This window comes from Pseudomonas sp. FG-3G (genome assembly GCF_901007645.1).
GTDB lineage: Bacteria > Pseudomonadota > Gammaproteobacteria > Pseudomonadales > Pseudomonadaceae > Aquipseudomonas > Aquipseudomonas rhizophila.
In genome coordinates this window covers 113,046-124,820 of sequence record NZ_CAAKGZ010000003.1, presented here as the reverse complement: position 1 = coordinate 124,820, position 11,775 = coordinate 113,046, and the positions used below count along the sequence as shown (strand labels likewise).

At 60.4% G+C, this 11,775-nt stretch carries 9 protein-coding genes; 7 read left to right on the top strand and 2 right to left on the bottom strand.

Going from position 1 to position 11,775, the window contains the following annotated elements; genetic code table 11:
- Window positions 1–247 precede the first annotated feature (247 nt).
- From PSEUDOMOFG3G_RS02380 to PSEUDOMOFG3G_RS02350, 7 genes are all read left to right on the top strand, one after another.
- Window positions 248–1,849, top strand: coding sequence for an ABC transporter substrate-binding protein (locus PSEUDOMOFG3G_RS02380; protein ID WP_047229026.1), 1,602 nt, complete (start codon window positions 248–250; stop codon window positions 1,847–1,849).
- A gap of 170 nt (window positions 1,850–2,019) precedes the next feature.
- Complete coding sequence (locus PSEUDOMOFG3G_RS02375; RefSeq protein WP_139049138.1) at window positions 2,020–3,399, top strand: OprD family porin; 1,380 nt, start codon at window positions 2,020–2,022, stop codon at window positions 3,397–3,399.
- A gap of 75 nt (window positions 3,400–3,474) precedes the next feature.
- Entirely contained in the window at window positions 3,475–5,070 is a 1,596-nt protein-coding gene (locus PSEUDOMOFG3G_RS02370; RefSeq protein WP_047229028.1) for an ABC transporter substrate-binding protein, read from the top strand.
- Between the two features lie 74 nt (window positions 5,071–5,144).
- Complete coding sequence (locus PSEUDOMOFG3G_RS02365; protein ID WP_047229029.1) at window positions 5,145–6,155, top strand: ABC transporter permease subunit; 1,011 nt, start codon at window positions 5,145–5,147, stop codon at window positions 6,153–6,155.
- 10 nt (window positions 6,156–6,165) lie between these two features.
- A complete protein-coding gene (locus tag PSEUDOMOFG3G_RS02360; RefSeq protein ID WP_139049137.1) occupies window positions 6,166–7,077 on the top strand; it encodes an ABC transporter permease subunit in 912 nt (303 codons plus the stop codon).
- Between the two features lie 10 nt (window positions 7,078–7,087).
- Window positions 7,088–8,056, top strand: coding sequence for an ABC transporter ATP-binding protein (locus PSEUDOMOFG3G_RS02355; RefSeq protein WP_139049136.1), 969 nt, complete (start codon window positions 7,088–7,090; stop codon window positions 8,054–8,056).
- Window positions 8,056–9,036 carry a peptide ABC transporter ATP-binding protein gene (locus PSEUDOMOFG3G_RS02350; protein ID WP_047229032.1) on the top strand — a complete coding sequence of 327 codons (981 nt, stop codon included), beginning with the start codon at window positions 8,056–8,058 and terminating at the stop codon, window positions 9,034–9,036. Before PSEUDOMOFG3G_RS02355 ends, PSEUDOMOFG3G_RS02350 begins: the two co-directional genes overlap by 1 nt.
- 198 nt (window positions 9,037–9,234) lie before the next feature.
- On the opposite strand, the gene PSEUDOMOFG3G_RS02345 is transcribed toward PSEUDOMOFG3G_RS02350, so the two are convergent.
- Window positions 9,235–9,480, bottom strand: coding sequence for a hypothetical protein (locus PSEUDOMOFG3G_RS02345; protein ID WP_139049135.1), 246 nt, complete (start codon window positions 9,478–9,480; stop codon window positions 9,235–9,237).
- A gap of 505 nt (window positions 9,481–9,985) precedes the next feature.
- A complete protein-coding gene (locus PSEUDOMOFG3G_RS02340) occupies window positions 9,986–11,569 on the bottom strand; it encodes a peptide chain release factor 3 (RefSeq protein WP_139049133.1) in 1,584 nt (527 codons plus the stop codon).
- Window positions 11,570–11,775 lie beyond the last annotated feature (206 nt).

Here is an 11,775-nt window from a genome sequence, read left to right as displayed (position 1 = left end):
CTCAGGAAAACGCCTACATCCAAAAGCACTGCGTACCACAGCAGCTGGTTTAGGACGTATCGCCTTTTCCCACAAGTCTTTCAGGCGTTACGCATTTACTGCCTGGCCCGCGGCCCATACCGTCGGGAGCCAGGTCGATCTGCTGGCGCTGCGGCATCGCTGTTCGCAATGGATTGAACTCAGTGCCCGGACAGGTCCTGCACGGGCGCCGGTCACTGTTAAACACCCCATAGAGAGAGGGAGCGTCATGCGCCATACCTTGGTTTTATCCGCATTGCTGGGCACCGGCCTGCTGGCCGCCACTTCCATGGCCCAGGCCGCCGGCGGCAGTCTGGTGTTCTGCTCCGAAGGCAGCCCCGCCGGTTTCGACACCGCGCAATACACCACCGCCACTGACAACGATGCCGCCGAACCGCTGTACAACCGCCTGGCCGAGTTTGAAAAGGGCGCGACCAACGTCGTACCTGGTCTGGCGACTAGCTGGGACATTTCCGAAGACGGCCTGAAATACACCTTTCACCTGCGCGAAGGGGTGAAGTTTCATACCACCGATTACTTCACGCCGACCCGGGATTTCAACGCCGACGACGTGCTGTTCACCTTCAACCGCATGCTTGACCCGCAGCACCCCTTCCGTAAGGCCTACCCGACCGAGTTTCCATACTTCAACGGCATGAGCCTGAACAAGAACATCGCCAAGGTCGAGGCCACCGGGCCGCTGACCGTGGTCATGACGCTCAACAGTGTGGACGCCGCGTTCATCCAGAATATCGCCATGAGTTTCGCCGCGATCCTGTCGGCCGAATACGCCGATCAGTTGCTCAAGACCGGCAAGCCCAGCGACATCAACCAGAAGCCGATCGGCACCGGGCCGTTCGAGTTCAAGAGCTACCAGAAAGACTCCAACATCCGCTATGTCGCCAACAAACAGTACTGGGCGCCGGAGCGGGTCAAGCTGAACAACCTGATCTTCTCCATCAACACCGATGCCTCGGTACGGGTGCAAAAACTCAAGGCCAACGAATGCCAGGTCACCCTGCATCCACGTCCAGCCGATGTGCCGGCCTTGAAGAACGACCCGAAACTGCAACTGATCGAGAAACCCGGTTTCAACCTCGGCTACATCGCCTATAACACCCGTCACAAACCGTTCGACCAGGTCGAAGTGCGCCGGGCGCTGGACATGGCGGTGAACAAGCAGAGCATCCTCAACGCCGTGTACCAGGGCGCAGGGCAACTGGCGGTCAACGCCATGCCGCCGACCCAGTGGTCTTACGACGATACGATCAAGGACACCGCCTACAACCCGGAAAAAGCCAAAGAGTTGCTCAAGGCTGCCGGGGTCAAGGAAGGCACCGAAATCACCCTCTGGGCCATGCCGGTCCAACGCCCGTACAACCCCAACGCCAAGCTGATGGCCGAAATGCTTCAGGCCGACTGGGCGAAAATCGGCCTGAAGGTGAAGATCGTCAGCTATGAATGGGGCGAATACATCAAGCGCACCAAGAACGGCGAGCACGATGTCAGCCTGATCGGCTGGACCGGTGACAACGGGGACCCGGACAACTGGCTGGGCACGCTGTACAGCTGCGATGCCATTGGCGGCAACAACTACTCCATGTGGTGTGATCAGGACTACGACAAGCTGATCAAGCAGGCCAAGGTCGTCACCGATCGCGACCAGCGCACCGTGCTCTACAAACAGGCCCAGCAATTGCTCAAGCAGCAAGTGCCGATCACCCCTGTCGCTCACTCGACGGTCAACCAGCCGCTGAGCGCCAAAGTCGAAGGGTTCAAGGTCAGCCCCTTCGGTCGCAACGTGTTCTCGGGCGTCAGCCTGAACCCATAACTGATTAGCCATACAGCAGGGCCCCATTTGGGGCCCTCACGTAGACGTCTTGCCGAAATTCACCGTTCAGGCGTGGTGCAAACGTTTGCGAAGCCAAGATGAGTTGTAAAAACCGATAGCCGTATCACTAAAAAAGACCGGCATTAAAAGAAAGAAAAGGAGCGTTACCCATGAAACTTAGCAGCACCGCGTTACTGGCCTTGGCCATCAGCAGCGTCACCGCCACGGCGTACGCAGAATCGCAGAGCCAGGCGTTCAATCCGGTGACCGTCAAGACCACCAGCGCTCAATCCGAAGCCACCGGTTTCGTAGAAGGACAGTCGGTCAGTGGCAGCACTCGCAACTGGTATTCGAACGAATTGCGACGCCGCGGCGGCGCCTTCAGCTACACGCGCGACGGCGTTACACACAGCGATTCGCGCCGTACCAACTGGGTTCAGGGCACCATCCTGAACTACACCTCCGGCTTCACCCAAGGCACCGTTGGCTTCAGCACCGAAGTCGCGGCCTATAACGCTATCGCGTTGCTTGGTGATCACGATGACATCATGGGCGGTTCCAACCGTACCCTGGCACACTCCGACGGCGACGCCGTCGACCAGTGGAGCAAACTGGGCCTGGCGAACGTAAAGGCGCGGGTTTCCAACACCACCCTGACCGCCGGTCGTCAAAACTTCAGCAGCCCGATGGTCGACGTCATCGGTAACCGTGCCCTGCCTTCGAGCTTCCAGGGCGTGAGCTTGCACAGCGAAGAACTGGAAAACCTGGCATTCGACGTCGCGACCTTCGACCGCAATTCTCCACGTACCGAGCAAAGCCTCGCCAAGTTCCGCTCCGAATACGGCAGCTCCTCGGCCGAAGCCGATCATGTGAACACCGCCGGTATCACCTACCAGCCGTTCGCCAGCCTCACCACCAGCCTGTGGGGCACCCAGGCCGAAGACCTGTGGAACCAATACTACTTCGGCGCCAGCCACGTATTGGGCGACAGCTCGGTGCTCAGCCTGACCACCGGCCTGAACTACTACAGGACCGTGGATTCGGGCAAAAGCAAACTGGGTGATATCGACAACAATACCTACTCCCTGTCGTTTGGCCTGACTCACCAAGCCCACAGCCTGACGTTCTCGTACCAGGAAGTGGACGGTAACGAGTACTTCGACTACCTGCACGAAACCAACGGCATCTACCTGGCCAACTCCCTGCTGTCGGACTTCAACGGCCCGAACGAGAAGTCCTTCCAGATCGCCTATGGCCTGAATATGGCTGAGTACGGCGTGCCAGGCCTGAAATTCAACATCTATCAGGCTCGCGGCTGGGGCATCGACGGTACGCATTACAACAGCACCGGCTATACCGATGTGAGAGCCATGGACGGTGAACATCACTACGAATACGGCATCGGTGCGTCTTACGCCGTACAAAGCGGCCCACTGAAAGCCACCGCGGTACGCGCGACCTACACCACGCACCGCGCCAGCGAAAACCAGGCCGACGGCAGCCTCAACGAATTCCGCCTGGTCACCACCATCCCGTTCAACATTCTCTAAACCATCCACCGAACGGCCGACTCACAAGGTCGGTCGTTCGGTTTTTGCCATTGAACCGATTGCAGAGGATTGCCGATGAACATGAATCCCCTACGCGCAGCCATCGCCGCTGCGTTGCTGAGTGTCGCCGTAGGCGCCACGGCCAAACCCCTGGTGGTTTGCACAGAAGCCAGCCCGGAAGGCTTCGACATGGTCCAGTACACGACTGCAGTCACTGCCGATGCCGTGGCAGAAACCATCTTCAATCGCCTGGCCGACTTCAAGCCCGGCACCACCGAAGTGATTCCGGCCCTGGCCGAATCCTGGGACATCAGTGACGACGGCCTGACGTACACTTTTCATCTGCGCAAAGGCGTCAAGTTTCACACCACCGATTATTTCAAGCCGACCCGCGACATGAATGCCGACGACGTGGTCTGGAGTTTCCAGCGCCAGCTGGACCCGAATCATCCCTGGCACAAGCTGTCGAGCGTAGGCTTCCCCTACTTTGAAAGCATGGGCTTCAAAGAGCTGCTCAAGAGCGTCGAGAAAGTCGACGAGCACACAGTCAGGTTCAGCCTGACCCGCCGCGAGGCGCCATTTCTGGCGGACATCGCCATGGCCTTCTCCTCGATCTACCCGGCTGAATACGCCGACCAGTTGCTCAAGGCAAACAAGACCGGCGACCTCAACAGCAAGCCGATCGGCACCGGCCCGTTCATTTTCCAGCGCTACAACAAGGATGCCCAGGTTCGTTTCAAGGCCAACCCGGACTACTTCCGTGGCAAGCCACCGGCTGATGCGCTGATCCTGGCCATCGCCACCGACAACAACGTGCGCATGCAAAAGCTCAAGACCAACGAGTGCCAGATCGCGCTGTACCCCAAACCCGACGATATTCCGAGCATCAAGAAAGACCCCAACCTGAAGGTGGCGGAACTGGACGCGATGACCGTTTCCTACACCGCCCTGAATACCAGCCACAAATACATGAGCGATGTGCGGGTGCGCAAAGCCATCGACCTGGCCTTCGACAAGGAAGCCTACGTCAACGCGCTGTTCGGCAAGGGCAACGCCACCGTGGCGGTCAACCCGTACCCACCGACGCTGCTGGGCTTCAATCATGATTTGAAAAATCCGCCCCGGGACCTGGACAAAGCCCGTCAACTGCTCAAGGAAGCCGGCGTACCTGAAGGCACCGTGTTCACCCTGTTCACCCGTAACGGCGGCGGCCCGACCAACCCCAACCCGATGCTCGGCGCGCAGATGATGCAGGCCGACCTGGCCAAAGTCGGGATCAAGGTCGACATCCGCGTGATGGAGTGGGGCGAAATGCTCAAGCGCGCCAAGAACGGCGAGCACGACATGGTTTCCGCCGGATGGGCGGGCGATAACGGCGACCCGGATAACTTCCTGACGCCTATGCTCAGTTGCGAAGCGGCCAAGAACGGCGAAAACTACGCGCGCTGGTGCAACGAGCAATTCCAGGCGCTGATCGACCAGGCCCGCGCCACAGTGAACCCCGAGGAGCGCACCAAGCTCTATGAACAGGCTCAGGTGCTTTTCAACCAGGACCAGCCGTGGATCAGCATGGCCCACACCCGAATGTTTACCGCAATGCGCAAGAACGTAGAGGGTTATGTGATTAGCCCGCTTACGACCAATAACTTCGCCACTACCCAGGTGAAGTAGATAAGAAAACGCCCGGCAACTCTTATCCAGGAGCTGTCGGGCACGCCTAACCGGCTGATGAGGTACACCTTAAGATGTTTAGTTTTATTGCCCGCCGACTGGGATTATTGATCCCCACGTTCTTCGGCATCACCTTGCTGACTTTCGCGTTGATTCGCATGATCCCCGGCGACCCCGTGGAAGTGATGATGGGCGAACGTCGGGTCGATCCCGAAATGCACGCTCAGGCAATGGAACGCCTTGGCCTGAACAAACCGCTGTATGCCCAGTACCTGGACTACATCGGCAAACTGGCCCAGGGCGATCTCGGCGAATCGCTGCGCACCCGCGAAAGCGTCTGGACCGAGTTCAGTTCCCTGTTTCCCGCGACCCTGGAACTGTCCATGGCCGCCCTGTTGTTCGCCGGTATCCTGGGCCTTTTGGCCGGGGTGATCGCGGCACTCAAGCGAGGATCCCTGTTCGACCACGGGGTGATGGGCATCTCCCTGGCGGGGTATTCGATGCCGATCTTCTGGTGGGGCCTGATCCTGATCATGTTCTTCTCGGTGTCCCTGGGCTGGACGCCGGTGTCGGGACGGATCGACCTGCTCTACGACATCGAGCCGAAAACCGGCTTCATGCTGATCGACACGCTGCTGGCCGATGAGCCGGGTGCGTTCCTCGACGCCCTGCACCACCTGATCCTGCCGGCCATCGTGCTGGGCACTATTCCACTGGCGGTGATCGCCCGCATGACCCGCTCCTCGATGCTCGAAGTGCTGCGTGAAGACTACATTCGCACCGCACGCGCCAAGGGCCTGTCGCCTTCGCGAGTGGTATTCGTGCATGGCCTGCGCAACGCGCTGATCCCGGTGCTGACCGTGGTCGGCCTGCAAGTCGGCACACTGCTGGCCGGTGCGGTGCTGACCGAAACGATCTTCTCCTGGCCGGGCATCGGCAAGTGGCTGATCGAAGCCATCGGCGCCCGGGACTATCCCGTGGTGCAGAACGGCATCCTGTTAATCGCCTGCCTGGTGATTCTGGTCAACTTCGTCGTGGACGTGCTCTACGGCTTTGCCAACCCACGTATTCGTCACCAGCGCTGAGATCAAAACCATGAGTACTCCAACTACCTCGGTAGCAGTCGATCAAAGCCTGCTGTACCCGTCCCCCTACAAAGAATTCTGGCAGACGTTTTCCCGCAACAAGGGCGCCGTGGCCGGGCTGATGTTCATGACCCTGATCGTGTTCTGCGCGATCTTCGCCCCGTGGGTCGCCCCCCATGACCCGAGCGAACAGTACCGCGACTTTTTGCTGACACCGCCGGTCTGGCTCGAAGGCGGTCAGATGCAATTTTTGCTGGGCACCGACGAACTGGGCCGCGATTTGCTGTCGCGGCTGATCCAGGGTTCGCGTCTGTCGCTGCTGATCGGCTTGTCGTCGGTGGTGATGTCGCTGATCCCGGGCATCCTGCTGGGACTGTTCGCCGGGTTCTTCCCGCGCCTGCTCGGCCCGACCATCATGCGTTTGATGGACATCATGCTCGCCCTGCCCTCGCTGCTGTTGGCCGTGGCGATTGTCGCCATCCTCGGCCCTGGCCTGATCAACACCGTGATCGCCATCGCCATCGTGTCGCTGCCATCCTACGTGCGCCTGACCCGCGCCGCGGTGATGGGCGAACTCAACCGTGACTACGTGACCGCCGCCCGCCTGGCCGGGGCCGGCCTGCCGCGCCTGATGTTCATCACTGTGCTGCCCAACTGCATGGCGCCGCTGATCGTGCAGGCAACCTTGAGCTTTTCCTCGGCGATCCTCGACGCCGCCGCCCTGGGCTTCCTCGGCCTGGGCGTCCAGCCGCCAACCCCGGAGTGGGGCACCATGCTGGCCTCGGCCCGAGACTACATCGAACGCGCCTGGTGGGTGGTGAGCCTGCCTGGCTTGACCATTTTGCTCAGCGTGCTGGCAATCAACCTGATGGGCGACGGTTTGCGCGATGCGCTGGACCCGAAACTCAAGAATGCCGCCTGAGGAGATTCCCATGTCACTGCTAGAAATCAAGAATCTCAACGTTCGCTTCGGCGACGCCACCGCCGTGCCGGTGGTCGACGGCCTGGACCTGAGCGTGGAAAAGGGTGAAGTGCTGGCCATCGTCGGTGAATCGGGCTCGGGTAAATCCGTGACCATGATGGCGCTGATGGGGCTGATCGAGCACCCTGGCATCGTCACCGCCGACGCGCTGAACTTCGATGGCAAGAACATGCTCAAGCTGAGCAACCGCCAGCGTCGGCAGATCGTCGGCAAGGACCTGGCGATGGTGTTCCAGGACCCGATGACCGCGCTCAACCCCAGCTACACAGTGGGTTTCCAGATCGAAGAAGTGCTGCGCCTGCACCTGAAGATGTCCGGCAAGGCCGCCCGTCAGCGCGCCATCGAACTGCTGGAGAAAGTCGAAATCCCGGGCGCCGCCAGCCGCATGAACGCCTACCCGCACCAACTGTCCGGCGGCATGAGCCAGCGTGTGGCGATTGCCATGGCCATTGCCGGCGAGCCGAAACTGTTGATCGCCGACGAACCGACCACCGCCCTCGACGTGACCATTCAGGCGCAAATCATGGACCTGCTGCTGGCCCTGCAGAAAGAGCAGAACATGGGTCTGGTGCTGATCACCCATGACCTGGCCGTGGTGGCTGAAACCGCCCAGCGCGTGTGCGTGATGTACGCCGGCCAGGCGGTGGAAGTGGGCAAGGTCCCGGAGCTGTTCGACATCCCGGCCCACCCGTACAGCGAAGCACTGCTGGCGGCGATTCCGGAACACAGCATGGGCGCCGAGCGCCTGGCGACGCTGCCAGGTATCGTCCCCGGTCGCTACGACCGTCCGCAGGGCTGCCTGCTGTCGCCGCGCTGCCCGTATGTGCAGGACAACTGCCGTCAGCAGCGCCCCAACCTTGACCCGAAAGCCGCCAGCCTCGTCCGCTGCTTCTACCCGTTGAACCAGGAGGTGGCGTGATGGCCGTCGTACTTACCGCCCGTGACCTGACCCGTCATTACGAAGTGTCCCGTGGCATGTTCAAGGGCCATGCCACCGTACGTGCCCTCAACGGTGTGTCGTTCGAACTGGAGGCCGGCAAGACGCTCGCCGTGGTGGGTGAATCCGGTTGCGGCAAATCCACCCTCGCCCGGGCCCTGACGCTCATCGAGGAACCGTCCACCGGCTCCCTGAAGATCGCCGGCCAGGAAGTGGCCGGGGCGAACAAGGCCGAGCGCAAGCAGTTGCGCAAAGACGTGCAGATGGTGTTCCAGAGCCCGTACGCGTCCCTCAACCCTCGGCAGAAAGTCGGTGATCAACTGGCCGAGCCCTTGCTCATCAACACCAACCTGTCGGCCACCGAGCGGCGGGAGAAAGTCCAGGCGATGATGAAGCAGGTGGGCCTGCGCCCCGAGCATTACCAGCGCTACCCGCACATGTTCTCCGGCGGCCAACGCCAGCGCATCGCCCTGGCCCGCGCCATGATGCTGCAACCCAAGGTGCTGGTGGCGGACGAACCGACATCGGCGCTGGACGTGTCGATCCAGGCCCAGGTGCTGAACCTGTTCATGGATCTGCAGCAGGAGTTCAACACCGCTTACGTGTTTATCTCCCACAACCTGGCGGTGGTGCAGCACGTGGCCGACGACGTGATGGTGATGTATCTCGGCCGTCCGGTGGAAATGGGCCCTAACGAGTCCATCTACAGCCGTCCGCTGCACCCGTACACCCAGGCGCTGCTGTCGGCCACCCCGACCATCCACCCGGACCCGAACAAGCCGAAGATCAAGATCGTCGGCGAACTGCCCAACCCGCTCGACCCACCGTCCGGCTGCGCCTTCCACAAGCGCTGTCCGTATGCGACCGAGCGCTGCCAGACCGAAGAACCGGCCCTGCGGTTGCTGGATAACCGGCAGGTGGCCTGTCACTACGCCGAGCAATTCCTCGACGGCGCGGCGTAAACCAAAAGGCAATACAGCACTTGTGGCGAGGGAGCTTGCTCCCGATGGACTGCGCAGCAGTCCTGAAAAACAGGGCCGCTTCGCGCCCCAGCGGGAGCAAGCTCCCTCGCCACGCGTAATGCATCTGCGAACATGAAAAACCCCTGCTGCCCGGTCAAATATAGGATCGGGCAGCAGGGGTTTTTTGTTGTCTGAACCCTACGTCTGGCTATCACCCTCACCACCATCATCGGCATCCGGGTCATCATCAATCGTCGAATCGTCATCATCCTGATCGCCGGGTTGCTGTTCTTCATTGGCGGCAAGCATCAATTCGCCCTGCGCCACGTGTCCGTTCGCCGCTTGTTTTTCATGCTCATCGCACTCGGCCCAAGCCGCTGACGAACCGAGGGACAGCATCAGCAAAACCTTCAACAAAATCATCGCGCGTAGAAATGCGTTCATAGCCGATTCCTTTTTTTCTCTGGTTAAAGCCCAAGCCTGACGGCGTTCAAGAAACGCTGCTCCTGAACGGTCGGTTCCTCAGATAAGACGCCTATGTACAGGCAGAAATGCCGTCCGCTGACAGAATGGTTTCGCATAACGTTTATCCCGAACGGTTATGAACTGAGCCTACTTACCAACCCACCCCAGAAACCTTGTGGGAGCAAGGCTTGCCCGCGATGGCGAAGGCACATTCAACACCCCCGCAAGCTGACCCACCGCTATCGCGAGCAAGCTTTGCTCCCACAGAGTGATCTGTGCCGAACACATTTTTTTGCCCGCTGAAGTTCCTGTGTGGGAGCGAGCCTGCTCGCGATGGCGGTGGGTCAGCAGCTTTGAGATTGACTGACACTGCGCCATCGCGAGCACGCTCGCTCCCACCGGGGGTTGGTGGTGCCCAGTCGTTAAGTGGAAATAAAAAACCCCGCAGCTTTCGGTGCGGGGTTCTGGGTGTAAAGCTCAGCGCTTAGTGATGCTCACGCGTCGCACGGAAGTTCACATCCGGCCAGCGCTCTTCCATCAGCGCCAGGTTGACCCGGGTCGGGGCCAGGTAGGTCAGGTGACCGCCGCCATCCAAGGCGAGGTTTTCCACGGCCTTGTTGGAAAACTCTTCGAATTTCTTCTTGTCGCCACATTCGACCCAACGAGCGGAGTACACGGTGATCGGCTCGTAGGAGCACTCGACCTTGTATTCCTCCTTCAAACGGCTGGCGACGACGTCGAACTGCAGCACACCGACAGCGCCGAGGATGATGTCGTTGCTGCGGGTCGGGAAGAACACCTGGGTGGCGCCTTCCTCTGCCAGTTGCTGCAGGCCCTGGCGCAGTTGCTTGGATTTGAGCGGGTCTTTCAGGCGCACGCGGCGGAACAGTTCCGGGGCGAAGTGCGGGATGCCGGTAAAACCCAGGGCTTCGCCTTCGGTGAAGGTGTCGCCGATCTGGATGGTGCCGTGGTTATGCAAACCGATGATGTCACCGGCAAAGGCTTCTTCCAGTTGCTCGCGTTCCGAGGAGAAGAACGTCAGGGCGTCACCGATGCGTACGTCCTTGCCGGTGCGCACGTGGCGCATCTTCATGCCTTTTTCGTATTTGCCCGAGCAGATACGCATGAAGGCGATGCGGTCGCGGTGCTTGGGGTCCATGTTCGCCTGGATCTTGAACACGAAGCCGGTGAACTTCTCTTCCACCGGTTCCACGGTGCGCTCGTTGGCGACGCGGGCCAGCGGGCGCGGCGCCCAATCGACCACGGCGTCGAGCACATGGTCGACACCGAAGTTGCCCAACGCGGTACCGAAGAACACCGGGGTCAGTTGGCCGTCGAGGAACTCCTGCTGGTTGAACTCATGGCAGGCGCCCTGCACCAGCTCCAGTTGCTCGACAAAACGGTCGTACTCGTCGCCCAGGTGAGCGCGGGCTTCGTCGGAGTCGAGCTTCTCGATGATTTTGGTTTCGGTGCGTTCATGACCATGCCCGGCGGTGTAGACGATGATGTAGTCGTCGGCCAGGTGGTACACGCCCTTGAAGTCGCGATAGCAGCCGATCGGCCAGGTGATCGGCGCGGCCTTGATCTTCAGGACCGCTTCGATCTCGTCGAGCAGTTCGATCGGGTCGCGGATGTCACGGTCGAGTTTGTTGATGAAGCTGACGATCGGCGTGTCCCGCAGACGGCAGACATCCATCAGGGCGATGGTCCGTGGCTCGACGCCTTTACCGCCGTCGAGGACCATCAGCGCCGAGTCCACCGCCGTGAGGGTGCGGTAGGTGTCTTCGGAGAAGTCTTCGTGGCCCGGGGTGTCGAGCAGGTTGATCATGTGATCGCGATACGGGAACTGCATGACCGACGTGGTAATGGAAATACCCCGCTGTTTTTCCATTTCCATCCAGTCGGAGGTGGCATGGCGGTCGGACTTGCGAGATTTCACCGTGCCGGCTACCGCAATCGCCTTGCCCATCAGCAAGAGCTTTTCGGTGATGGTGGTCTTACCGGCATCGGGGTGGGAAATAATGGCGAAAGTGCGGCGTTTCGCGACTTCGGCGGCCTGTTTGGTCATGGGAAATCGCCTGGCAGGTGATTCAAAAAAGGGCGGCGATTATAGCTCAACTTGTGCCAGGAACCGAACCATTGGGCACATCCGGGGTGGCCAAATGCCCCCTGACGTGGGAACCTTTCGCCGCGTGAAGACGTCCACCACCCTGATACAGCTGTTCGTCAGGGTCTGCAAAATCAGCAAGTTAGCCTGACGAGGCTGCGCTTATG

What these genes read in the sequence shown, in the direction of transcription:
- PSEUDOMOFG3G_RS02340 (WP_139049133.1), bottom strand. Translation starts at nt 11,569, where the DNA reads ATGACCAAACAGGCCGCCGAAGTCGCGAAACGCCGCACTTTCGCCATT.
- PSEUDOMOFG3G_RS02365 (WP_047229029.1), top strand. Translation starts at nt 5,145, where the DNA reads ATGTTTAGTTTTATTGCCCGCCGACTGGGATTATTGATCCCCACGTTC.
- PSEUDOMOFG3G_RS02360 (WP_139049137.1), top strand. Translation starts at nt 6,166, where the DNA reads ATGAGTACTCCAACTACCTCGGTAGCAGTCGATCAAAGCCTGCTGTAC.
- PSEUDOMOFG3G_RS02370 (WP_047229028.1), top strand. Translation starts at nt 3,475, where the DNA reads ATGAACATGAATCCCCTACGCGCAGCCATCGCCGCTGCGTTGCTGAGT.
- PSEUDOMOFG3G_RS02375 (WP_139049138.1), top strand. Translation starts at nt 2,020, where the DNA reads ATGAAACTTAGCAGCACCGCGTTACTGGCCTTGGCCATCAGCAGCGTC.
- PSEUDOMOFG3G_RS02355 (WP_139049136.1), top strand. Translation starts at nt 7,088, where the DNA reads ATGTCACTGCTAGAAATCAAGAATCTCAACGTTCGCTTCGGCGACGCC.
- PSEUDOMOFG3G_RS02345 (WP_139049135.1), bottom strand. Translation starts at nt 9,480, where the DNA reads ATGAACGCATTTCTACGCGCGATGATTTTGTTGAAGGTTTTGCTGATG.
- PSEUDOMOFG3G_RS02350 (WP_047229032.1), top strand. Translation starts at nt 8,056, where the DNA reads ATGGCCGTCGTACTTACCGCCCGTGACCTGACCCGTCATTACGAAGTG.
- PSEUDOMOFG3G_RS02380 (WP_047229026.1), top strand. Translation starts at nt 248, where the DNA reads ATGCGCCATACCTTGGTTTTATCCGCATTGCTGGGCACCGGCCTGCTG.